At 28.3% G+C, this 25,056-nt stretch carries 22 protein-coding genes; 20 read left to right on the top strand and 2 right to left on the bottom strand.

Annotation, left to right across the window (positions count from 1 at the left end):
• Positions 1 to 102: 102 nt before the first annotated feature.
• The 6 genes from fabF (at position 103) to FVE73_RS05440 (ending at position 6,323) form a co-directional block, all read left to right on the top strand.
• The gene (fabF, locus tag FVE73_RS05465) at positions 103 to 1,335 is read left to right on the top strand and encodes a beta-ketoacyl-ACP synthase II (RefSeq protein WP_018498049.1); all 1,233 of its coding nucleotides are present in this window, start codon (positions 103 to 105) and stop codon (positions 1,333 to 1,335) included.
• A 287-nt stretch (positions 1,336 to 1,622) separates the two neighbouring features.
• Positions 1,623 to 2,327, top strand: coding sequence for a ribonuclease III (rnc, locus tag FVE73_RS05460; RefSeq protein WP_018498048.1), 705 nt, complete (start codon positions 1,623 to 1,625; stop codon positions 2,325 to 2,327).
• A 46-nt stretch (positions 2,328 to 2,373) separates the two neighbouring features.
• Positions 2,374 to 2,865: a pantetheine-phosphate adenylyltransferase gene (coaD, locus tag FVE73_RS05455; RefSeq protein ID WP_018498047.1), complete on the top strand. Its 492-nt coding sequence runs from the start codon at positions 2,374 to 2,376 to the stop codon at positions 2,863 to 2,865.
• 14 nt (positions 2,866 to 2,879) lie between these two features.
• Positions 2,880 to 4,238 (top strand): DNA repair protein RadA, encoded by a 1,359-nt coding sequence (radA, locus tag FVE73_RS05450; protein ID WP_018498046.1) that lies wholly within the window; start codon positions 2,880 to 2,882, stop codon positions 4,236 to 4,238.
• Positions 4,239 to 4,269: 31 nt separating this feature from the next.
• Positions 4,270 to 5,343: a DNA integrity scanning diadenylate cyclase DisA gene (gene disA, locus FVE73_RS05445; RefSeq protein WP_018498045.1), complete on the top strand. Its 1,074-nt coding sequence runs from the start codon at positions 4,270 to 4,272 to the stop codon at positions 5,341 to 5,343.
• A 71-nt stretch (positions 5,344 to 5,414) separates the two neighbouring features.
• A complete protein-coding gene (locus FVE73_RS05440) occupies positions 5,415 to 6,323 on the top strand; it encodes a DUF1385 domain-containing protein (protein WP_018498044.1) in 909 nt (302 codons plus the stop codon).
• Positions 6,324 to 6,552: 229 nt separating this feature from the next.
• Here FVE73_RS05440 and metH read toward each other — a convergent pair whose 3' ends face one another.
• Entirely contained in the window at positions 6,553 to 10,059 is a 3,507-nt protein-coding gene (gene metH / locus FVE73_RS05435) for a methionine synthase (RefSeq protein ID WP_018498043.1), read from the bottom strand.
• 374 nt (positions 10,060 to 10,433) lie between these two features.
• On the opposite strand from metH, the gene FVE73_RS05430 reads away from it, so the two are divergent.
• From FVE73_RS05430 to FVE73_RS05370, 14 genes are all read left to right on the top strand, one after another.
• Entirely contained in the window at positions 10,434 to 10,673 is a 240-nt protein-coding gene (locus FVE73_RS05430) for a thioredoxin domain-containing protein (protein ID WP_018498041.1), read from the top strand.
• A gap of 180 nt (positions 10,674 to 10,853) precedes the next feature.
• Positions 10,854 to 11,231 carry a class Ib ribonucleoside-diphosphate reductase assembly flavoprotein NrdI gene (nrdI, locus tag FVE73_RS05425; RefSeq protein WP_018498039.1) on the top strand — a complete coding sequence of 126 codons (378 nt, stop codon included), beginning with the start codon at positions 10,854 to 10,856 and terminating at the stop codon, positions 11,229 to 11,231.
• Between the two features lie 17 nt (positions 11,232 to 11,248).
• Positions 11,249 to 14,353, top strand: a complete 3,105-nt coding sequence (locus FVE73_RS05420) for a ribonucleotide reductase N-terminal alpha domain-containing protein (protein WP_026239000.1) — start codon at positions 11,249 to 11,251, stop codon at positions 14,351 to 14,353.
• A 24-nt stretch (positions 14,354 to 14,377) separates the two neighbouring features.
• A complete protein-coding gene (locus tag FVE73_RS05415) occupies positions 14,378 to 15,847 on the top strand; it encodes an AbiH family protein (protein WP_018498038.1) in 1,470 nt (489 codons plus the stop codon).
• A 28-nt stretch (positions 15,848 to 15,875) separates the two neighbouring features.
• The gene (locus FVE73_RS05410) at positions 15,876 to 16,934 is read left to right on the top strand and encodes a hypothetical protein (RefSeq protein WP_018498037.1); all 1,059 of its coding nucleotides are present in this window, start codon (positions 15,876 to 15,878) and stop codon (positions 16,932 to 16,934) included.
• Between the two features lie 294 nt (positions 16,935 to 17,228).
• Positions 17,229 to 17,957, top strand: a complete 729-nt coding sequence (locus tag FVE73_RS05405) for an Abi family protein (RefSeq protein WP_232058541.1) — start codon at positions 17,229 to 17,231, stop codon at positions 17,955 to 17,957.
• Between the two features lie 295 nt (positions 17,958 to 18,252).
• On the top strand, positions 18,253 to 18,543 hold the full coding sequence (locus FVE73_RS05400; protein ID WP_018498035.1) for a type II toxin-antitoxin system RelB/DinJ family antitoxin: 291 nt from the start codon (positions 18,253 to 18,255) through the stop codon (positions 18,541 to 18,543).
• Positions 18,533 to 18,829, top strand: coding sequence for a type II toxin-antitoxin system YafQ family toxin (locus tag FVE73_RS05395; protein WP_018498034.1), 297 nt, complete (start codon positions 18,533 to 18,535; stop codon positions 18,827 to 18,829). Before FVE73_RS05400 ends, FVE73_RS05395 begins: the two co-directional genes overlap by 11 nt.
• Before the next feature lie 80 nt (positions 18,830 to 18,909).
• A complete protein-coding gene (nrdF, locus tag FVE73_RS05390) occupies positions 18,910 to 19,914 on the top strand; it encodes a class 1b ribonucleoside-diphosphate reductase subunit beta (RefSeq protein WP_018498033.1) in 1,005 nt (334 codons plus the stop codon).
• 3 nt (positions 19,915 to 19,917) lie between these two features.
• Complete coding sequence (locus FVE73_RS05385; RefSeq protein ID WP_018498032.1) at positions 19,918 to 20,649, top strand: YaaA family protein; 732 nt, start codon at positions 19,918 to 19,920, stop codon at positions 20,647 to 20,649.
• A gap of 143 nt (positions 20,650 to 20,792) precedes the next feature.
• A complete protein-coding gene (locus tag FVE73_RS10880; protein ID WP_018498031.1) occupies positions 20,793 to 21,176 on the top strand; it encodes a hypothetical protein in 384 nt (127 codons plus the stop codon).
• 63 nt (positions 21,177 to 21,239) lie between these two features.
• Positions 21,240 to 22,136 (top strand): hypothetical protein, encoded by an 897-nt coding sequence (locus FVE73_RS05380; RefSeq protein WP_018498030.1) that lies wholly within the window; start codon positions 21,240 to 21,242, stop codon positions 22,134 to 22,136.
• Between the two features lie 12 nt (positions 22,137 to 22,148).
• Positions 22,149 to 22,799: an OLD family protein gene (locus tag FVE73_RS05375; RefSeq protein ID WP_175284484.1), complete on the top strand. Its 651-nt coding sequence runs from the start codon at positions 22,149 to 22,151 to the stop codon at positions 22,797 to 22,799.
• Positions 22,800 to 23,170: 371 nt separating this feature from the next.
• Complete coding sequence (locus tag FVE73_RS05370) at positions 23,171 to 24,073, top strand: AAA family ATPase (protein ID WP_232058540.1); 903 nt, start codon at positions 23,171 to 23,173, stop codon at positions 24,071 to 24,073.
• Positions 24,074 to 24,173: 100 nt separating this feature from the next.
• Here FVE73_RS05370 and FVE73_RS05365 read toward each other — a convergent pair whose 3' ends face one another.
• Positions 24,174 to 25,016, bottom strand: coding sequence for a metal ABC transporter permease (locus tag FVE73_RS05365; RefSeq protein ID WP_021769158.1), 843 nt, complete (start codon positions 25,014 to 25,016; stop codon positions 24,174 to 24,176).
• Between the last annotated feature and the right edge of the window lie 40 nt (positions 25,017 to 25,056).

The following is a 25,056-nucleotide window of genomic DNA, read 5'->3' as shown; positions in this document are numbered from 1 at the left end:
TAAAAATTATATTTCTATAAAAAAGGAATATAATAGATTTGCTATTTAAATGGAGAATAATATAAGTTTAATTATAAAAAAATAAAAATGAGAGGTGTATTAATGAGAAGAGTAGTTATTACAGGAATAGGATTAGTAACGCCATTAGGGACAGGGAAAGAAAAGGCGTGGACGAATTTATTAAATGGAGAATGTGGAATTGATACAATTACTCAATTTGATAGTTCACAGCATCCAGTGCATATTGCGGCAGAAGTAAAAGATTTTGTACCTGAAAATTATATTGAAAAAAAAGAATTGAAAAAAATAGCAAGATTTTCACAATTTGCAATTGCAGCTTCAAAAGAGGCCTTAGCAGATGCTAAATTGGAAATTACTAATGAAAATGCAGATAGAATCGGAGTAATTATCGGTTCTGGAATCGGTGGATTGGATGTAATTGAACAGGAAGTGGAAAAACTTGTTACAAAGGGACCAAGAAGAGTATCACCATTTTATATCCCGGCAGCAATCTTAAATATGGCTTCTGGAAATACTTCAATTTATACTGGAGCAAAAGGGCCTAATAAAACAGTTGTTACAGCCTGCGCTTCAGGGACAAATTCAATTGGAGATGCTTTTCAGGCGATTTTATTAGGGAAAGCTGATGCGATGATTGCTGGAGGAACAGAAGCTACAGTAACTCCTTCAGGAATAGCAGGATTTGCAAACTTGAAGGCATTGTCAACTAATCCTGATCCTAAGAAAGCATCACGTCCATTTACAGCTGACAGAGATGGATTTGTGCTTGGAGAAGGTGCTGGTGTGTTAATACTTGAAGAGTTGGAACATGCTAAGAAACGTGGAGCGAGAATCTATGCAGAAGTTGTAGGATATGGAGAAACTGGAGATGCTTATCACATGACAGCTCCAGCTGATGGTGGAGAAGGTGCTGCAAGAGCATTCAGAATGGCTCTGGAACAAGGAAATATCAAACCTGAAGAAGTTGGATACATCAATGCGCATGGAACTTCTACGCCTGCAAATGATAAAAACGAAACTCAAGCAATAAAATCAGCATTTGGAGAACATGCTTATAAATTGGCTGTAAGTTCTACAAAAGGTGCAACTGGACATTTATTAGGTGGAGCTGGAGGAATTGAAGCTGGATTTTTAGCGCTTGCAATTTCAGAAGGGATTATGCCACCAACTATAAATTATGAGAACCCTGATCCGTTATGTGATTTGGATTATGTACCAAATAAACCTGTAAAAAGAGACATTGAGGTCGGAATGTCAAGTTCACTTGGATTTGGTGGACATAATGCTGTATTGGCTTTTAGAAAATATAAATAATAAAAATTAATAGATTAAAAAAAATTAAATGTGTAACTATAACAAAATAAATATTATGGAGCAAGGGGACTTATTCCCCTTGTTGAAGCAAGAAATTATAGTAAGTTAAATTTTATAATATTATATAGTTAATATTTTATCTTTGATTAAAAAAATTATAGTTAAAGGAATAACAAAAAGTAAATTAGGCAGAATTATAAGAATAAAATATTAAAATAAATAACTGTAAAAATTGTAATAATTTTCTTTTTTGCTGTTAGAAAATAATAAATATGGAGGTGAAATGAATGGAAAATAATGGAAATAGGAATGTAAATGAATTAATAAAAAAAATAGGATATGAATTTAAAAATGAAGAATATTTGCATGAAGCATTAACGCATAGGTCGTATGCCAATGAAATTGAAAAGGACAGAAGATTTAACAATGAAAAATTAGAGTTTTTAGGAGATGCAATTCTGAATCTTATAACGACTGAGTATATTTATGATCTTTATGAGAAGAAGACGGAAGGAGAGCTTGCAAAACTAAAAAGCCAAATTATAAGTGAACCTGTATTTTCAACCATTGCGAGTGAGCTTGAACTGGGAGAATATTTGTATTTAAGTAATGGAGAAATTATGTCTGGCGGAAGACATAGAAGATCTATTTTGGGAGATGCTTTTGAGGCATTGATTGGTGCGATTTTTAAAGATTCAGATTATTATACTGCGAAAAGTATTGCATTGAAATTTTTACTTGGGAAAATAAATAAATTGGAAGAAATAGAGGGGACGGGTGATTATAAAACAGTTTTGCAGGAATTTGTACAAGGGAAGTATAGAAAAATGCCTGAATATAATTTAATTAAGACTAGCGGACCTGACCATGATAAAATTTTTGAAATGTCTGTAAGCTGGAATAATACAGTTCATGGAATAGGAATTGGAAAAAGTAAAAAGGAAGCTGAAAAACATGCAGCAAAGGAAGCTCTTTCAAAATTAAAAAAATAGAAAAGTAAAAATAAAATGTAATATAAAATAAAAATAGGAGAACAATATGGAAAAAATAGCATTGTATCCAGGGAGTTTTGATCCAATAACAAAGGGGCATATTGATATTATAAAGCGTTCTTCAAACTTATTTGATAAATTAATAATAGGTATTTTTAAAAATTCTACAAAATCAAAAGCTTGGTTTTCTGACGAGGAAAAAGTTGAAATGATACAGGAAATATTAAAAAAAGAAGGCATAAAAGCTGAAATAAAGATTTTTAATGGATTATTAGTTGACTTTATGTATAAGGAAAATGTAAATATTTTGATAAGAGGTTTACGTGCATTATCAGATTATGAATATGAGCTGCAATTTACACTTACAAATAAGACGCTTGCTAAAAGTGAATTTGAAACAGTATTTTTAACTGCTTCAAGGGAATATTTGTATCTGAGTTCCAGCCTTGTGAAGGAAGTTGCTTTAAATAGAGGAGATTTAAGTTTTTTTGTAACTGAAAATGTGGAACGTAGATTAATTGATAAAGTAGAAAAATAAAAGGGGAATTTAAAATGGCTGCAAAAAAAGGAAAAACTAGATACATATGTTCAGAATGCGGTTACAGTTCGTTAAAATGGCTGGGGAAATGTCCTAATTGCGATTCCTGGGGAACATTTGAAGAGGAAATTGATATAAAAAGAACCTTTAAGGATGTGGAGTCACAGGATGTTTCCATTAGCAAGATAACAGAAATTGAAATTGAAAAGGAATTTCGGATGGTAACGCCTTTTGAGGAATTTGACAGAGTGCTGGGTGGCGGGCTGATAAAGGGGGAAGTTGTACTAATTACAGGAAGCCCTGGGATTGGAAAATCGACTTTTCTGCTTCAGCTGTCGCAGGAGTATGCAAAGATTGGAAATGTATTCTATGTTTCAGGGGAAGAGTCGCCACGTCAAATAAAACAGCGTGCAGAACGTGTTAATGTAAAAAGTGAAAATTTGTATATTTTAAATGATACAAATATTGAAAAAATTGAAAGTGTAATTTTGAGAGATAAGCCAAAAGTTGTTGTAGTTGATTCAATTCAGACGCTTTATTCTGAAAATGTAAATTCTATTCCTGGGAGTGTGACGCAAATTCGGGAAACAACTTTGAAAATCATTGAAATTGCTAAAAAAAATGAAATTGCATTTTATATTGTGGGGCACGTTACAAAGGATGGGAAACTGGCGGGTCCGAAATTACTGGAGCATATGGTTGATGCAGTTTTGCAGATTGAAGGTGAGGAAAATAGCTATTATAGAATTATCCGTTCAATAAAGAATCGTTATGGCTCTACAAATGAAATTTCAATTTTTGATATGAAGGAAAATGGAATTAGTGAAGTTAAAAATCCGTCTGAATTTTTTATAAGTGACAGGGATGAAAAAAATATTGGAAGCATTATTGTACCAATTTTTGAAGGAAGCCGTGTATTTTTATTTGAAGTGCAGTCGTTATTGGGGACACCAAATTTTGGGATGCCAAGAAGAACAGTGGAGGGATATGATAAAAATCGTGTGGAAATATTGAGTGCAGTTTTATCACGTTCTTTAAAAGTAGATGTAAATTCAAAAGATATTTATATAAATATTCCAGGTGGAATTGACTTAAATGATAGAAGTTCTGATTTGGCAGTAATTTTTTCACTTCTATCTTCAGTAAAAGGCGTGCCGATAAGCCAGAAAATAGCGGCTATTGGTGAGCTGGGACTACGTGGGGAAGTAAGAAAAGTTTCGTTTATTAAAAATAGGGTAAATGAGCTGGAAAAAATGGGATTTACAGGAGTATACCTGCCCAAAAGCCATCAGGCAGACTTTGAAAAGGAAAAAATAAAAATAAAACTTAATTATATAAGTAACATAAGTGAACTTGTCGAGAGGATAAGGTAAGCCAGCAGAAAAAAGGGCGAAAGGATGAAATATGGTAAAAAAGGTAGTTAATAAGAAGAAAATATTGGAGCATATATTTGACAGGGTAGCACCTGGAACAGCATTGAGAGAAGCAATTGATAAAATTCAGGAGGCAAAACTGGGAGCATTAATTGTTTTGGGAAATCCTAATAATTTAAAAGATGTAATGGGAGGTGGATTTGAGTTAAATACAGTTTATTCGCCACAAAAAGTTTATGAGTTATCTAAAATGGATGGTGGAATTATTTTATCTGAGGATATAAAGACAATTTATGGGGCAAATATTCAGTTGCAGCCTAATTATTCGATAGAAACAGATGAAAGTGGAACAAGACATCAGGCGGCACATAGAATTGCACAACAAAAGGGAAATTTAGTTGTGGCAGTTTCTGAAAGAAGAAATAAAATAACAATATATTACGGGAAATTTAGATATTTATTAAATGAAATTGGGGATTTACTGACTAAATCTTCGCAGGCGATAACTGCTCTTGAGAAATATTCTCTTGCGATTGAAAAAAATCATGTGAATTTATCAATTCTTGAGTTTGACAATATGGTAACTCTTTATGATATTGTAGAATGTGTTAGAATGTATGGATTACTTTTCAGAATGTCAGAAGAATTAATTGAATATATGGCAGAACTTGGGAGTGAAGGACGGCTTATAAAAATCCAGTATGAAGAAATAATGTTAAATAAAAACGAGAGTTTTGATGCATTAATAAAAGATTATAAAATAAGTAATGAAACGGCTGAAAAAATTGGATTAAGAGTAAAATCTTTGACAAAAGAGGAATTACTGGATGATGAAAAAATAGTTTGTCTACTTGGTTTTGATACAAATATTATAAATCTTGATGAAAAAATAGAGCCACGTGGATATGGACTCTTAAGCAATATAACAAAAATAAGTAAAAAAGATAGAGAAATTCTAGTAAAGGAATTTTCAAACGTTCAGTCAATTTTAATGTCAACAGCTTCAGATATTGCTAAAATAAAGGGAGTTAGCAAATATAAGGCTGAACATATTAATAAATCATTGAAAAGAATAAAAAATAGAGCGGTAATTGATAGAGAGTAAATTTTAAGAAAATAAGCACTAAAAGGATTTTGAGTCCTTATCAAAATAAAAAAATGAGAAAGTAGGTAAAAATGAGAGATAAAAAAGTAACTGTCGGAGGACAGGCTGTTGTGGAAGGTGTTATGATGAGAGGACCTAAGGCGATTGCAACAGCAGTTCGTAAGCAGGATGGAAGTATTGTTTATAAAAAGATAGCACTTACTGAAAAAAGTAATAAATGGTTGAAGGTACCTTTTGTGAGGGGAGTTATAGCACTTTATGATGCGATGGTTGTTGGAACAAAGGAGCTTATTTTTGCATCAAATCAAGCTGGGCATGAAGAGGAAAAATTGACGGATAAGCAGGTTGGATTTACTGTTATGACTTCGGTTTTATTGGGAATTGCTGTGTTTATGTGGTTGCCATCGGCTATTGGGGGATTTTTCTTTAAAGATAGTGTTTTAAAGGCTAATATTGTGGAAGCTGTTATAAAATTGGTGCTTTTTTTGGGATATATTTATGGAATTTCGTTTTTAAAGGATATTCAGAGAGTTTTTGAGTATCATGGGGCAGAACATAAAAGTATTATGAATTATGAAATGGAAAAGGAACTATCACCTAAAAATGCAAAAGTATGTACAAGATTTCACCCAAGATGTGGTACAAGTTTTCTTTTACTTGTAATGTTTATAAGTATTCTAGTGTTTTCAACAGTAGATTTATTTTTTAAAGTTCCAACTGGACATTTTTCAATGATAATTTACAAGTTAGTAACAAGAATTCTATTTGTTCCCTTCGTAGCTGGACTTTCGTATGAAATACAACGTTGGACAAGTTACCATTTGGATAATGTTTTTGCCAAGATAATTGCAGTTCCAGGGATGTGGCTGCAAAAAATTACTACGAGAGAACCTGATGAAAGTCAGTTGGAAGTAGCGATTGTGGCATTAAATGTAGCATTGGGGAATGAAGTTCCGAATGCAACAGAAGTTTTTGAATAAATTTTTTATAAATTTTTTATTAGCAAGGAGTCAAAGCTCCTTGTTAGTAAATATTTAAAATATAATTTTTACTTTTTAAATGAGAAATAGTACAAACTTTCTTTATTTTTGTTGATTATTTCAATTTTTTTTTATTTTATCCCATCTGATTTTCTTCTTTAATAAGCAAAGTGCATTACAATATTTAAAAATAACACACTTCACTTACAGTTGTAAAATTTCAAAAAAACTACATATTAAAGTATTTACAGAACGGTTGTGAGAATACAATTGCACTTACTGTCGCTTCCGGATACATCATAAATTCTTCCGTCAATGTAATTCCATATCTTTCTGGTTTCAATAAATTAAACAGTTTTCTTTGGTCGCTTAAGTCTGGGCAGGCTGGATAGCCGAAAGAATAACGATTTCCTTGATATTGGGCATTTAAAATCTCATTTAGAGAGATATTTTTGTCAATGATTCCAACATCTTGACGCATCATTTTGTGAATATATTCAGATGTTGCTTCGGCAAGCTCCAGTCCAATAGAATTTACAATATGTCCTCTGTAAAATTCGCCTTTTTCCTTTAATTCATTGGAAACAAGTCTTGATTTTTCTCCAGCAGTTGCGACAAAAAATCCGATGTAGTCGATTCCTTCCGGACTTACATAATCATTTAGCGATAAATATTGTCCATATTTTTGTCTTGGAAAATCAAAAGTTTCCAAAACTGTTGACAAATCGTCTGATAGAATTTCAATTTTAAAGTCATCTTTTCTTTTTCCAGCTTTTCTACGTGCAGGGAAAAATTTATAAATAGCTTTTATATCAAAGTATTCATCGCCATTTTCGACAATGTCTAAAATTTCATTGTATAGTTTTATTGTTCTAGGATCTTGTTTTTCAATCAAATTATTTACAATCCATTTCATTCCAAGATGTTTTCCAATAAGCATTTGCAAGTTTACAAATGGAAATACATCCTTTGCCTTTATATTTGTTAAAATTTGCTTATTTAAAGTTTGCGACTTGTAAATTTTTTCAAAGTTATATTTTGGCAGTTCAACTTTTGAAAAGTCGAATGTTCCATCAGCATCTTTAATATCACTTACTGTCGGTTTAACCTTCAGCTGTTCAAGTTTTTTCGCATCTTTAATTGTTACTAATTCTCTACGTTTTTGCAAGTGTTTCTTAAATTCTTCAAATTTTTTTTCATCAATCATTTTATTCAAATCAGAAAGTGCAGTCATTGCATCTCTTGAGTAAATTACAATATTATTTTTATAGGCAGGCTCAATTTTATTTACAGTAAATTTTTCTGTAAGTGCCGCACCTCCCACGAATATCGGAATATCAATTCCAGCTTCACGCAGAACTTCCATAGTATTTACCATTTCTGTGGCAGATTTTACAAGAAGTCCAGAAAGGCCCAAAAAGTCTGCTTTATGTTCAATAATTGCTTCACGGATTTTTTCGGCAGGAGTATTTATCCCTAAGTCAATTACTTCGTAACCATTATTTCCAATGATTATTCCAACCAGATTTTTTCCAATGTCGTGGACATCCCCTTTTACAGTTGCCATAATTACTTTTCCTTTTACAGATGATTCATCTTTCTTCATAAATTGTTCCAGATGTGAAACAGAAGCTTTCATAACTTCAGCACTTTGCAGAACTTCAGCAACGATTAAGTCATTGTTGTTAAATAATCTTCCAACTTCATCCATTCCAGTCATTAAAGGCCCGTTTATAATCTCAATTGGTGAATATTTTTTCAATAATTCATCCAGTAAAATTGTCAAATCCTTTTTACTTCCTTCTACAACTAAGTTTGCAACTTTTTCTTCAGTAGTTAGGTTACTTGTATCAGCAACTTTTTTTGCAGCCTTTTTTTCACGATAGAAATTTGCAAATTTTGATACATTTTCATCATTTGTATGAAATAAAATGTTTTCTGACAGTTCCTTTTCTTCATCTGAAATTTCATTCATCGGAATAACTTTTTCTGTATTTATAATCGCATAATCAAGTCCAGCCTCATAAGCCTTTTGCATATAATAAGTGTTTAAAACTTCCCTTCCAGCAATTGGCAGTCCAAATGAAACGTTGCTCACTCCAAGAATTGTCTTTACATTCGGCATTTCTGCTTTAATTTGTCTAATTGCCTCAATTGTTGCTGTAGCAGAGCCGATATACTTTTGATCTCCTGTTGCAACTGGGAAGACTAATGTGTCAAAAATTATATCCCTTTCGTCAATCCCATATTTTTTTGTAAGCAGTTCATAGCTTCTTCTGGCAACTTTCAATTTTTTCTCAACAGAAACAGCCATACCTTCCTCATCAATTAGTCCAACAACGACAGAAGCCCCAAAATCCTTAATAACTTTTGCCATATCAGCAAATTTCTTTTCTCCATCCTCAAGGTTAATTGAATTTATAATCCCTTTTCCCTGCAAGTAAGTAAGCCCTTCCTTAACGACATTTATATCAGTCGAGTCAATCATAAGCGGAATTTTTGCAAATTTTGCCACTTTATCCAAAAATGACTTCATATCGGCAATCTCATCTCTATCAGGATTCGCAAGACAAATATCAATTACATCTGCTCGCCCTTTAATTTGAAGCCTTGCAACTTCAGTCGCCTCATCAAATTTTTCATTGGCAATTAAATTTTTGAAAATACGTGAACCAATTACATTTGTACGTTCTCCTACATAAACTGGACGATCTTTTGGTGTTTCCAAAGCTATTAATCCAGAAACATCGTTAAAATCTTTATTTTTATCAATAACTCTTGGCTCATAATTTATACTTTTTTCCTTAATTCTTTGAATGTGTTCAGGGGTAGTTCCGCAGCATCCACCAACAATATTTAAATAATGATTTTGGAAAAACGGCTCAATTTTAGCTGACAATGTGTCTGGAGTTTCCTCATATTCCCCGTCTTCATTAGGCAATCCTGCATTTGGATAAACTGAAATATAAGTATTTGAAATATTATTCAATGTTTTTAAAAACTGAGTCATAAATTCAGGTCCAGTCGCACAATTTAGTCCAACAGAAAATGGATTCATGTGATTTACAGCATAATAAAAGGCATCTGCAGTTTGTCCTGCAAGCGTAGTTCCTGTACTTTCAATCGTAAATGACAGCATTAATGGAACAGTATAATTTTCTTCCATAGCCTTTTTAAGCCCCAAATAAGCTGCTTTCAAGTTTCTTGTATCTTGAATTGTTTCAAATAAAATCAAGTCAACTCCACCAGCCAGAAGCCCTGAAACAGCGGTATAATAATTATGAATAAGCTCTTCAAAAGTAACTCCGCCAGTAACACTGATTGACTTGTTAGAAGGTCCTAGAGCTCCTGCAATATACAGATTTCGTGTAACTTCAGGATGTTCGCTTCTGTATTCTGCAATAGCTTCATTTACAAGTTCTGCAGCCCTTTTATTTATTTCAAAAACTTTGTCTTCCAAGTCATAGTCCTTTAATACAATTTCTAAAGCTCCAAAACTGTTAGTTTCAATAATATCACTTCCAGCTTCCAAATATTTTTTATGAATATTCTTAATAATATCAGGTCTTTTCAGTACAAGATAATCATTACATCCTTCATATTTTTCTCCGCCAAAGTCATCAGCAGTCAAATTTTCTCGCTGAATCATTGTTCCCATTGCTCCATCCAGCATTAGTATTTTATTTTTTAGATCATTTTGTAATAAATTATATGAATTTTTATATTTATTTTCCATAATTTGCTCAACTCCTGTAAGTAAATTTATATTACTTTATTCTATCATAAAAAAATCTATGTGTATATAGAAATTAATTATATTTTTCATCAATTCATACATTTTAATTATTTCTTCTCCAATTGTTATTTTTCCTATATCTTTACAAATAATAATAAATAAGCAATTTTCCATATATAAAATATATAATTAATAAACCCCTTTATTTATCAACTTAGAAAACTCTTTAATCAAAAATTAAATATAATCTTATTGAAAAATATTTAAAAATAAGATACACTACATATACGATAAAAAAATCAAAATTAACACAATATATTGTGTTTTTTGTGTAATGAATAAAAAATATATATAAATTTAAAGGAGAAAAGAGAATGAAAAAATTAGTGAAATTTGAAAAAAATGACTGTAACCCATGTGCAATGGTGTCGGACTTATTAGATAAAAAAGGTGTAGAATATGAAAGAATAAATCCCTTTGATAATCCGGAATTGGCTGTAAAATATAGAGTGAGAAGTGTTCCAACAGTAATTTTATTTGAAGAAAACGAAGAAGTGAAAAGAACAATTGGATTCAAGCCGGAAGAAATTAATGAAATTATTTCAATGATGTAATTAAAAAATAATTTGAGCTAATAATACAATTTAAATTAATTAATAATACTACTCAAAACAATTTTTATTAAAATATTCAGTTTTGAGTATATTTTATGTCAAAATTTGGAAAACAAAACAAAATTTTAGCCATTTATTCAGTCAAAAATAGAATAAATGCCAAAAAGCAAGGTGAAATCAATGTATATATATTATGATTCAAAAACAGGAAATGTTGAGCGGTTTATAAAAAAAATGCAATCACAACGTCCAGACTGGCATTTTATAAAAATAAATCCAACTATGATAATCAAAAACGAAGGGCATTTTCTGACATTCACAACAAAAATTGGAGAAATTCCAACAACAACAGACGAATTTTTACAAAACGAAAACAACAGTAAACTATTAAAATCAGTAAGTTCCAGCGGAAACAGAAACTGGGGACAATTTTTCGCAGTAGCGGCTGATAAAATTCAGGAAAAATATGGAATTCCAGTTTTAATGAAATTTGAATTGTCGGGAACTAATACGGAAGTGGAAAATTATATAAATTATCTGGAAAATAATTATAAATAATAAATAGGAGATGAAAAATGGTTGATAATAGAGCTAAAAAGTGGATATACTTAAATAATGAAATAATGGTTAAAAAAGGTGAAGATTTTCAGCTTGAGAAGGATAAAGAAGCTGTTTATTCATATTTTGTGGATTATGTAAATAAAAATACTGTGTTTTTTCATAATTTAGAAGAAAAAATGAGATATTTGATAAAAAATGACTACTATATTGACTTCTATAAAATGTATAGTCATGATGAAATTAAAGAGCTTTTTAAAATGGTTTATGATAAGAAATTTAGATTCGCTTCATTTATGAGTGCTTCGAAATTTTATCAAAGTTATGCGTTGATGGATGACACTGGTGAGAAGTTTTTGGAGAGATATGAGGATAGAGTTTCAGCTGTTTCGTTGTATTTGGCACAAGGAAATTTTGAGAAAGCAAAAGAATATGCTTTGATGTTAATAAATCAAGAGTATCAACCAGCTACTCCTACTTTTTTGAATTCTGGGAAAAAAAGATCGGGAGAACTTGTTTCTTGCTTTTTAGATGAAATGGGAGATAATTTGAGTGGAATTGGATATATTTTTGACTCATCTATGAAATTGTCTTCAATTGGTGGAGGAGTTGCGATTAACTTGTCTAAAATTAGAGCAAGAGGTGAAGCTATAAAAGGTGTAGAAGGTAGGGCCTCTGGAGTTTTACCAATTATGAAAATTTTGGAAGATATTTTTTCTTATGCAAATCAATTGGGACAAAGAGCTGGAGCTGGGGCAGTTTACTTGAACGTATTTCACTCAGACATTAACGAATTTTTAGATAGTAAAAAAATAAATGTTGATGAAAAAATTAGAATAAAATCACTATCAATTGGAGTTATCGTTCCAGATAAATTTATGCAATTAGCGATGGAAGATGAAGTTTGCTATACATTTAATCCACACACAGTATTCCTAGAATATGGACAATACTTGGATGAAATGGATATGAACGAAATGTATGAAAAACTGGTTGATAATCCAAATGTTAAAAAGAAAAAAATAAACGCAAGGGAACTTCTTGTAAAAATTTCTCAAACGCAAAAAGAAAGCGGATACCCTTATTTGTTCTTTAAAGATAATGCAAATAAAGAACATGCTTTGAAAGAGATTGGAGCAGTTAAATTCTCAAATTTGTGTGTTGCTCCGTGTACAAAAATTTTAACAAAAGAATACGGTTATACAGAAATTGGACAGCATGAAAATGAAAAAGTTCATGTTTGGAATGGAGAAGAATGGAGTAAAACTACAGTTATTAAAACAGGAACTGATCAAAAGTTATTAAAAGTTAGTACAGACAATTTTCAAACTGTAGATGTAACACCATATCACAAATTTTATATTAAAGATGAAAATGAAAAAGTTGTTGAAAAAAGAGCGCACGAACTTAAAGTTGGAGACAGACTTATAAAATTTGATTTGCCAAAGTATGAAAATAAAAATCGTGAAATACTTGAAAATGCTTATGCAAATGGATTTTATTCAGGTGATGGTTGCGAATATGATGTGAAAGACAGAAAAAATCTTACAAATAAAATGATTTATTTGTATGGAGAAAAAAAAGAACTTTTAGATAAATTTGATAATTTAGAATACAGTAAATCAGAAAATGAAGATAGAATAATTTTGAATTATTGTAAGGGACTGAAAGATAAATTTTTTGTACCTTTTAACTATGAAATTTCAAGTATTGTTAAATGGTTAAGCGGATTGGCAGATGCAGATGGCACTGTTTCAAAAAATAATGGAAATAATTCATTACAAATAGCTTCAACAAATTTAGAATTTCTTTCTAATACTAGATTGTTGCTTCAAGAAATTGGTATTCTTTCAAAAATAAATAAAATGCGAGATACTGAAATTAGAGAACTGCCATTAAATAATGGAACAGATGAATGTGGAAAATTTGAATGTAAGCCATTATATAGATTACTTATAACACATAGAAACTTACAAAAACTTGTGGAGTTAGGATTTGAAACATTTAGATTGAAATTTGATTTGGAACATACTCCAAATAGAGATGCTTGCGCTTTTGAAAAAATAACTGCTGTAGAAGAAATTGATGGAGTTTACGATACATATTGCTTTACTGAAGAAAAAAGACATATGGGAATGTTTAACGGTATGCTTTTAGGGAACTGTACTGAAATTATGCAATTATCAGAAGTTTCAGATATTAATGCGTATTATGAAGAAGATACGATAAGACGTGGAATTTCATGTAATTTAGGTTCATTAAATATTGCGATATTAATGGAAAACAAAAGAATAAAAGAAGCTACAAAAGCGGCAATTGATTCACTTACAATGGTATCAGACTTGACAAACATTGATATTGTTCCGTCAATAAAAAAAGCAAACGACGAGCTGCACTCAGTAGGGCTGGGAGCAATGAATCTGCATGGATACTTGGCTAAAAACTTTATTATGTATGAAAGCAAGGAAGCGCTTGACTTCTGTAATGTATTCTTTATGATGGTGAACTTCTATTCATTGGAACGTTCAATGGAAATTGCAAAGGAAAAAGGCCAAACTTTCAAGGACTTTGAAAAATCTGAATATGCCAACGGAAACTACTTTGACAAATACATTACAAAAGAATATATGCCACAAACAGAAAAAATAAAACAGCTATTTGAAGGAATCTACATCCCAACAAAAGAAGACTGGGCAAACCTAAAAGAACAAGTAATGAAACATGGAATCTACAACGCCTACCGAATGGCAATCGCTCCAAACCAGTCAACATCCTACATAATGAACTCCACAGCCTCAGTAATGCCAGTAGTTGACACAATCGAAGTAAGAGAATACGGAGACAGCACAACTTTCTACCCAATGCCATACCTGACAAACGACAACTACTTTTTCTATAAGTCCGCTTACGATATGGATCAAAAAAATATCTTGAAACTAATTTCTGTAATCCAAAGACACGTAGATCAAGGTATTTCGACTATTTTGTATACAAAGAGTACGGACAGCACTAGGGATTTGGCTAGGCTTTATATTTATGCACATAGGCTGGGGTTGAAGTCGCTTTATTATACTAGGACTAGGAAGGCGACTATTGAGGAGTGTATAAGTTGTTCGGTGTAGAAATTATATTTGGAGGAATTTTCAATGAAAAAATCATTAGTTATATTAGGAAATGGATTTGACAAAAATTTAGGTTTAAAAACTGGATATTGGGATTATTTTGAATATACTTCTGGAACTAAAATAAAAAAATATATTGAAATTATAATAAACAATGAAATAAATTCTAAGTTTTATTTAAAATCTAAAATATTGGAAACATTAAAAACATTCATAATCGGAGATATAGAAAAAATTATTAATGATAATTCTATTATTGATGTGAATGATATAAAAACTGGAATAGAAAAAATGATAAATTATAACAAACAAATTATAAATGGAATAGACAATAATATAGAAGATCATACCAAAGATCACAGCCTAGAATATTTAAGAGGTCATATTCTTGTTAATCTAAAATTTAGTAACTCTTTTTTAATTTCATTTGGTTTATTTATTCCATTTTTATTATTTCTTGAACCTGAGTATGAAAATTGGTATTCAATCGAAGAACAAATTGTAAATTATGTTGAAGACATAATTGATATTATTAATTATTTATATAATAATAATAAATCTATTTTTTTTGAAAAAAAATATGAGATAAAAAATATGATAAAAAATTTTATTGAAAAATCAAAATTAAAAAATTATAATTATTCTTATGATATTTTAAAAAGGTATGATTTAATTTATTATCTAATAATAAAAAGAACAAAGGAATATAACCAAGGTAAATTAGAAAGAAAATTATGGGAAAGCTACTGTAATGGGATTATTACAAAAATAGAATATATCAATTTCATTTTAGAAAATATTTTTTCAATAGATTTATATTTTAAAACGAAAGAAGATAAAAAAAAATTAAGATTAACTTCTAAAAATGATGAAAAATCAAATATTGATAAAAAATATACTATTAATTTAATGGAATATTTAAACTATTTTGAAAATGATTTTCTGAAATATGTAGAAAATTTAAATATTCCAAAGATTTCAGACAAAGAAATAAAAAAAATTATGGGAGATAATGAACTGTATATTATCAATTTTAATTATACAACTTATTTGAAAGAATATTTAGAAACTAATAAACATTTTAATTATAAAGATATGTTAAATATAAATGGAGAAATAAAAACAGATTTAGTAATATTTGGAATTGATGAAATTCAAATTCAGAATAACCATAGAAAAAAAGAACTGGAAAAATTTTTAAAATTGAAAAAAGGACAGAAAGATTGGAAACTATTGATAAAAAATTGTGAAATAACAGATTTTGAAGAAATAATCTTTTTTGGGCATAGTTTAGCAGATGCAGATTATTCAACTTTAAAAGAGATTTTTGACTATTTTAATATAAAGGATAATGAAAATATAAAATTAATATTTAAAACGAAAGATAAATTTTATAATAATCATAAAAAAGAAATAGAACATTTCATGGCTAGATATTTAGGAAAAAATCATAAAAATGTTATGGATAAAATTTTTTGTATTGAAATAGTATAATAAAGTTAAGTAGGAGTGATTTATAAAAATGGAAAATAAAGAATATTATGCTCAAGTTGGTTGTGCAGTAGGGCCTCTTTTAGAAATAAAAAAACAGGATTTTATTGAGATAAAAAAAATGTATAGTGAGTGTAGAAAATTTTTATGGATAGAAGAAAAATTTAATATATTAAAAGAAAATTATTTAGAATTTAAAAAAGAAATAAAACATTTTTATACAATTATTGACCAAAATCAAACTAATGAAAGTAATTTAAAAAAATTAATAAGTAAAAAAATAATACAGTATAATAGATTAGTATTTAATTTTTTGAGTAGTGTAAGATTATATATAGATCAGGTTCAAAAAGATTTAAATAGTATAAATCCAGAATATAAACAAAAATTTAAAAAGAAAACTAATATTCTTTATGATGATAATATTGAATATCAAATAATGGAATTGTTAAGAAATCATATGCAACATCAAGGACTTATTATAGAAGAAATTTTAATAATCAAGACAGATATAAAAGATAGTTTTTCGTATGTTGGCATTAATGTTAGGTATGAAGAATTAAAAAAAGTTGAAGGTTTTAATAAAAAAATAAAGAAAATAAATGATATACCGACTAATACGAAGTCTATAAATATTATTTCGCTATTAGATAAATATTATGATAATATAGTGACATTACACGATTATTACAGGAATATAATAAGTGAAAATCTTAAAAAAAATTTTAATATCATATCTATAAAAATATTTGAAATTTTTTTTAATATTTATATTGATAAAATAAAAATAGAAGAAAAAGATAAAGATATTTTGAAAAAAGAATGTCAAAAATATATTAATACAATTGATAATGAAGTAGTTAGAATTGCCTTTTTAGTTAATGATGTGGATAAAAATAATATAAATATCAACAAGGAAAATTTTCTTTTTGAGAAAATGTATTTAGATAAATTGAAGAAATATATGGAATTTAAATCTACTTGTTCAGAAAAAGAATATCCTTATAAAAGTTTATTATACTATAATCATAATGAAAATTTAGGGGGAAGAACTTCTATAATAGTAATAAATTATATTCAGAGTATTTAATTTTTTATAAAAAAACAAGGGAAGATATTACTTACTTATAGAAAGAAAATATAAAAAATATAAGAAACAACTGAAAGATTTAATCAGATTGGTTACTAAGAGAGTTGCCAAAATTTACTTAGTAAAATAAAAGTTTTTTACATTTGACAAATATCAAAATATAGAGTATAATAATTTTAGTGATCGTACTACAAGAATAACCCACTTAACTGTGCGTTGTTGTAGACTGTAGAAAAAGCTCTTTCAATTTTGATAGGGCTTTTTTGCATTTTTGAGATAAAAGGGGGAAAGGGAATGGATAAGCCATTTAAAACTTTTAAGGAACAAGTTGAGATTTTAAATGGAGAAAACGGAGGTAAATTACGGGTAAAAACTGATGATGAAACAATTTATTATTTAATGAGGTATAATTATTATTCCATCATAAATTTTTATAAAGAACCTTTTTTAAAAGGGAAAGATTTAAATGGAAATGATATTTATAAATCGGGAGTTCATTTTAATCATTTGAAAGCATTGTATGATTTTGATAAAAGTTTGAGAATGTTGTTTTTTGATGTTTTGACACAATTGGAAAGAGCTTTTAAAACGGCAATTGCATATTATTATTCGGAATGTTATACAAATAAAGAAAGTTATTTGGAACTTAATAATTATTATGTTGGAGTTAGAAATGAAAATATATATATCATTTCACATTTAGTAAAAAAACTAAATTTTTTAAGAAATAACAAAAGCAATAGTATAATAAAGCATTATAGTACAACAAAAGATAATATACCATTTTGGATAGTAATTAATTTTTTTACATTTGGAGAAATGAGCAGATTTTATTTGATTTTGGAAAATAGAGTACAAAATAAAATAATAAGCCATTTTAGAAATTTGTATAAAAATGAGTACACAAATTTACCTAAATTAAATAATAATTTTATAAAAACTTTTTTACGGGCAAGTTCATTATTTAGAAACATAGCAGCACATAATGAAAGAATGTACGATTTTTCATCAAAAATATTGTAAATATAAATAATATTATAGGTATAACAAATAATAAGAAACAAAATTATTTACGATATACGAAGGACTTAAATTATTTTTATCAAAAGAAGAATATGAAAGTCTAACAAAAAAGTTACGAGAATTATTAAGTTTACTTGAATTTAAACTAAAAGATATTATAGATATAAATATAAATGATATTTTATATAAAATGGATTTTCCGAAAGATTGGCATAAATAAACATTATGATAAACTAATTGATTGACAAAAGATATACTTTGTATGTATAATAAATATAAAAGGAAGTGATATTTTATGGCAACAGTTAATACAAGTATAAAGATAGATGAAGAAACTAAAAAAGAAGCACAGAAATTATTTAAAGATTTAGGATTAAGCCTTAGTACAGCAATTAATATATTTTTGAAACAAGCTATAAGAGAAAAAGGCATACCATTTTATATAAATTCTTTACCTGAAAATTCAGAATTGGCTCAAGCATTTGAAGAAGCTAAACAAATTAAGAAAAATCCTTCAAATTATAAATCTTACAGTAGTCCAGAAGATATGTTTAAAGATGTCTTGGGAGAAGATTATGAGGGGTAAAAAAGAAGAGTATAAATATTCTATTATTCTTACTGGGAAATTTAAAAAACATTTAAAAAATCTAAAAAAACAGAAAAAAGATTTAAAATTATTAGAAAGTATAATCTCAATATTAGCAAAAGGAGAAAAACTTCCTCCTAAAAACAAGGATCATAAATTAGTCAATAATTATGATGGGGCAAGAGAATGTCATATAACTCCAGATTGGTTATTAATCTATGAGATAGCTGAAGATAAATTAATATTGATTTTATTAGCATCAGGTAGTCATAGTGAATTATTCTAAATTTTATATAAAATGTGGGAGTTGATTGAGATAATATAAAAAATTGGTAAAACAATTTTATCAAGAAAGGAAAACAAAAAATGGAGAAAAAAATATATGAGGCAGTAAACTGGAATACTCCAGAAAATGATTATGTGGAGATGTTTTGGGAGCAGAACTTGAAGCAATTTTGGATTGATACGGAGTATATTCCGTCGAAGGATATTGATAGCTGGAATTCACTTGAGCCTGCGATGAAGTTGGCGTATTTGCACGTACTGGGAGGATTAACGCTGTTGGATACGCTACAAAGCCATACAGGGATGCCGAAAATTATTGATCATATTGAGTCACTACAAAATCGTTCGGTGCTTTCATATATGTGTATGATGGAAACGATTCATGCGAAGTCTTATTCGACAATATTTACAACGGTTGCGTCTACAAGGGAGATTAATGAAACATTCAGATGGGTTCAGGAAAATCCGCATTTGCAGTATAAAGCTAATAAAATTGACGGATATTATCAGAAAATGAATAATCCTGAGGCTTCAAAAAGGGAAATAGCGATGGCTCTGGCGGCTTCGGTTTATTTGGAAACATATTTGTTTTACAGCGGCTTCTTTTTACCGCTTTGGCTTGCAGGACAGGGAGAAATGGTTGCAAGTTGCGATATAATCAAGAAAATCATAGCTGATGAATCGATTCACGGAGTTTTTGTAGGATTATTGTTTCAGGAATTATATAATTCTTTCAACGAAGAGGAAAAAGCTGATATGAGGGCTGAACTAAAAAAATTAATGTATGACTTGTACGAAAATGAAACAAGATATACTGATGAAATTTATGGTGATTTGGGGCTTACAGGCGATGTGAAGGAATACATCCGTTATAATGCGAACAAAGCCTTGATGAATCTAGGATTTGAAGAAGAATTTGAAGTGAAGAATGTAAATCCAATTGTGTTAAATGGATTAAATGTGGAAACAACACAGCATGATTTCTTCTCGAAAAAATCTACGAATTATGAGAAAGCACTGGAAGTAGTGCATTTGCATGATGATGATTTTAAATTTAATAATGATGAATTAGATTTGGAGATTTAATCTATGAAAATTATAATATCACCAAGCAAAACTAAAAAAATTAGCAATTTGCCAATAAAAGATAGTGGCTCTTTGACTGAAAAAGAGCCTTTTTATCTAGAAATAACAAATGAAATTATTGAAAAAATAAAAACTTTTTCTGTGGAAGAAATTGAGAAAAAGTTTAAATTGAAAAGTGAAAAGGCACAAAAGCTATCGGAATTTTATCAAAATTATGAAAATGAGAAAAGTGGAAATGCTTTGGCAAGTTACACTGGTGTTGCGTATAAGGCTATAAAGATTGAAACATTTGATAAAAGTGATTTTGAATATTTGGAATCGCATTTGATTATCTTGTCTGCTTTGTATGGGGTTTTGACGCCTTATACAAATGTGAAGGAGTATCGTCTTGATATGACAAATTCAATTTTTGAAAGTAAGTCGCTTTATGAAGTCTGGAAAACAAGCGTGAATGAATATTTTGAAAAGGAAGATGTTATTTTAAATCTTGCCTCAAAGGAATATTCTAAACTTATAATCCCCGATAAATTAATTGATTTTGAGTTTTGGGAAGATTCAAAGGGTAAATTAAGGCAAGTGAGCACAAACTCGAAGAAAATGAGAGGTTTTACTTTAAATTATATTGTGAAAAACAAGATTAGTGATGTGAAAAAATTGAGAAATATTACTTTGGATGGGTATGTTTTTGATGAGGATATGTCGGATGAGAGAAAATTTGTCTATGTGAAGAAATAATAGATTTTAGAAAGAGGAGATTTTCATTTTCCTCTTTTTTTGTTAATAGTGATAGAAATTATTGATGAAATATAGTATACTGGATTAAGAAAAATTAGAAGTTATAAAATTGCAGATTTTTAAATTTTGTAAATGGAGAAAAGATGATAAAAATAGATGTAGAAAAAATAAATAATTGGGATATAATAAAAGAAAAACATTCAAAATGGTATGAAATTAATATTTTACCCAATATACGTAGGGTGTACAACAAATTATACAAAAAAGATTTAAATGCTTTTGTAGAAAAAAAATTAAAAGAGAAATTAGGAAATAATTTGAAAAAAAATTCAAAAAATTGTAAAAATAAACTTTTATTTGAAGAATATAAAAAGCATAAAAAAAGTGAAAAAGATTTTATAAAAAAATATCTAAATATACTAGAGAAAATAATTAAAAAAGGTAAGAATTTTGTTATAGAGGAAAAAGAAAAATTTGATGAAGATTTATTTGATAAAAGTTTTTTGGAAAACTTAAAAAATGATTAAAAAAAAGATTCAGTATGGTATAAAGAGAATATTTTACCAAATATATGTAAAGTATATAATGAATTGTCTAATAAATCTGAAAAAGATTCTATAAAAAAGTATTTAGATATATTAGAAAAAATAAAAGAAGGGGAAAAAGATTTCATCGTAGAAAAAAAATCAGTAAAAGAATTTGAAAAGTTAGATATAAATAAAGAATATTTACCTCAAAATCTTCTTTTTTATAAAGAGTATTTGCCAAATGAACTTTTTAAATATGCGAACTTATATGGAGAAGGACAGAAAATAGATGAAAAAGAGACGTGGAGCAGACATAAATTATTGTCTTTAATAGGAATAGAAATATGTCCATATTGTCAAAGAAATTATATTAGTAGTTATGAAGAAAATAACGATGAAAAAACAACAGCAGATTTGGATCATTTTTATCCAAAATCACTTTATCCGTTTTTAGCTTTGTCTTTATATAATTTTATTCCTAGTTGCCAAATTTGCAATAGCAGATTTAAAGGGAATAAAGATACACGTAATTCTGTTTATTTGTATAAGGAAGGCTTTGATAAATTAGGAGTGAAATTTAGGACTTCAAAAGAAGTTATAAGTGAAATTTTAGGAGAAAGATATTCAGATTTTTATGTAAAAATTGACTATGAAAATCTTAAAAATAAAGAAGACGTAGAAAAAGTAAAGAATAGTATTGAAAATTTGGGATTGGATAGACTATATAAAAAATCGCATAATCAGTATATTCAAAATTTGCTATATAATATTGAAAAATATCCAGAAAATTATTTGGAAAATTGTGTAGAAATGTTTGAAAGTGATGTTGATAAGAAAAAACAGCTTGAAGAATATTTTAAAGATATTGTGAAAGAGCCGTATAGAAAAAGAATAGAAAATGGAGAGCCTTTGGCGAAATTGACTAAAGATATTTTAGAGGAATTTAATATAAAAATTTAAGGAGGATATGAAATGTTTCCGATATATATGTGGGTAAAAGGATATAAAGGGCTGAAAAATTTTGAAATTACTTTTGATAACAATTATGAAATTAAGTATAATAGAGATAAAGACACATTATCAATCAATAAAAAATGTGAATCTGCAAATAATACTATAGAAAATTTTTATTCTATTGATAAAACAATAGGAAATATAGATAGTGTTAATTTGTTGATTGGGAAAAATGGGAGTGGGAAGACAAGTATTTTAGAAGTGTTAAATTCAAATCTAATTCTTGATATTGAAAATAGAAATAATGATAGTATTATTTTGTATAAATCTAGTAGAAATGATGAAGATTTTATTATTGAAGGGAATGGAAATAGATTTTTAGAAATAAAAGAACTTCCAATAGTAGATGAATTAATTAAAGAAAATTATCAAGACAATAAAAATTATATAGGAAAAATAGGAGTAATAAAATTTTCATTTAGAGAAAAGACTATAAATGCTACTCAAAGAGAAATATTATCTGAAATATATGCACAGTCAGAAACAATTATTTATAAATGGAATGTTGGATTAGGGAATGTAAGTAAAGAAGAGATATATAATTATTTAATCAAGGTAAATCAAGAAAAAATAATAATAATTTTGAAAATGCATACTTTACATTATTAATTCCTGATTTATATGAAGAATTAAAAAATCAAAAAATGGAGAAATAAAAGAGAAGATTAAAAAATAGAAAATTTGGATTTTAGTGAAATTGACAGTTTTTTAAGTTATATAATAATAAAAATGAAAATAATTTTAATTTTGATGAAATTGAAAATTTTGATAATAAAAATGAAGATAATCTGAAGGATATTATTTTTAATAATTATTTTAATTATATTTATTTACATATTATATTAAAAATTTTAAACAAAAATTCTAAAAAAATTTATGAATTAAAAGAAATAAAAGGTGAGTTATTAGAATTATTAAATGACAAATCTTTATTTGAGAAATGTGAAATATTATTTAAGAAATATGATAAATTAACAGGTATGGGTTTTGATTGGTATATTCCGAAGAGATATGGTATTATTGAAAGAATAGCTAGTCTTATAGAAAAGATATCAGAAAAAGAAATAGATATCCAAAATCCTGAAGGAACTATTAAAAAAATTAGAATTAATTGTAAAAAGAAAAATGAAAAATTAGTAGAGTTACTAAAAGAATACGATTCTTTTCTTATTCCAAAATCAGAAAATAGTTTAGACATATCTTTAAAAAATATAGAGGATATAATAAAAATAGAAGAAGAAGGATTAAGTGATGGAGAAAGAATAAAATTACAATATTTTTCAACTCTTCATGGAGTTTTAAGAGGAGAATTAAAAAATAAAGAATATATTACACTTTTATTTGATGAAATAGAAAGTTTTTTGCATCCTGAATGGAGCAGAAGATTTTTATATGAATTAATAGAAGAATTAGGAAGGTATGAAGATAAAAAGTTTAAATTGATTTTTGCAACACACAGTCCTTTTCTGATAGCAGATGTTTTAGCAAAAGACTGTATTTATTTAAGTAAAAATAAAAAAGGTAAAATTAAGGCTGAGATTAAAGAGGATGTGAAAACTTTTGGGGCTAATATTATTGATTTGTTTAAAAATACTATGTTTTTAGAATCGACTTTTGGGAAATTTGCTACTGAAAAGATTAAAGGGATAGTACATAAAATAGAAAAAGCTGAAAAGTATTCGGATATAAAACATGAGGTTGATTTTATAATAGGTGAAATTGGAGAAAAGTTAATCTCTAATAAGTTGAAATCAATGATTGAATCGAAGTTTGAAAATAAATATGAAGAAGAAAAAGATGAAGAATATTACAGAAAAAAGATAGAAGAATATCAAGCAAAACTAGAGAAATTAGGAAATAAAGAGAATAACAAGAATTCTTAAGAATAAAAATAGAAATTTATAATAAAATTACACCTTCCATTGTAATAGCAACTTTAAAAATTACTCTAAAAGGAAGGTGTTTTATAGTTATTAAAATTTATTAATTCAAAAATTTCCCCTTCACAAATCCCCCAACCTTAACTAACGCCAACAAGATCGTAAGCAGTACAATAATAGAAGGGCCTGACGGAATATTCAGCGTGTAGGAAAAATATAGTCCTGACAGTATTCCTATAAATGAGAAAATTATGGATAGAATTATGATTGCTGAGTATTTTCTTGCGAGCGAGGCTGCGATTGCCTGCGGGATTGTCAGGATTGAGATTATTAAGATGATTCCTATTGTCTTTATGTTTATTATTATGACGGAGGATATTAGGATTATCATAAAGTAGTTTATGAAGGTTACTGGGACGCTGTGTATTTTGTAGAAGTTTTCATCAAAGCTGGTGTAGACGATGCTTTTGTAGAAGATGATGAAAAATGTGATTGTGATTATGTCCAGTATTAGCAGTAAAATTATGTTCAGGGTGTTGGATAAAAGGATATTTCCAAATAAATAAGTTGACATATCGGATTGATAGCCTGGCGTCAAGAAGGCAAAAATAATTCCGATAGCCATTCCCATTGACATAACGATACCTATTCCCAAATCACCGTCAACGTGAAGAGTGTCTTTTAAAACTAAAATCAGCACACCTGACAATATTGAAAAAATTAATCCAAAAAATAATGGATCTTTTATTGGCAAGTTAAAGAAATAAATTAGGTAAATTCCTATTCCGATACCACCGTAAGAGGCATGGCTGATACTTGATGAAATAAATACCATTTTTTTATTTACAATATAAGTTCCTATTATTCCACAGCATATACTAGAAAGAAGCCCTACAATAAGGGCATTTCTCATAAAGGCGTATTCAAAAATTTTTATAAATTCCATAATTCCCCAATCTTTAATAATTTATCTTTAATTTTGTAAA

Origin of the sequence: Leptotrichia wadei (assembly GCF_007990545.2) — a bacterium.
Taxonomy (GTDB): domain Bacteria; phylum Fusobacteriota; class Fusobacteriia; order Fusobacteriales; family Leptotrichiaceae; genus Leptotrichia; species Leptotrichia wadei.
Note: the sequence above shows the minus strand (reverse complement) of the source record. Positions and strands in the feature narration are given on the sequence as shown.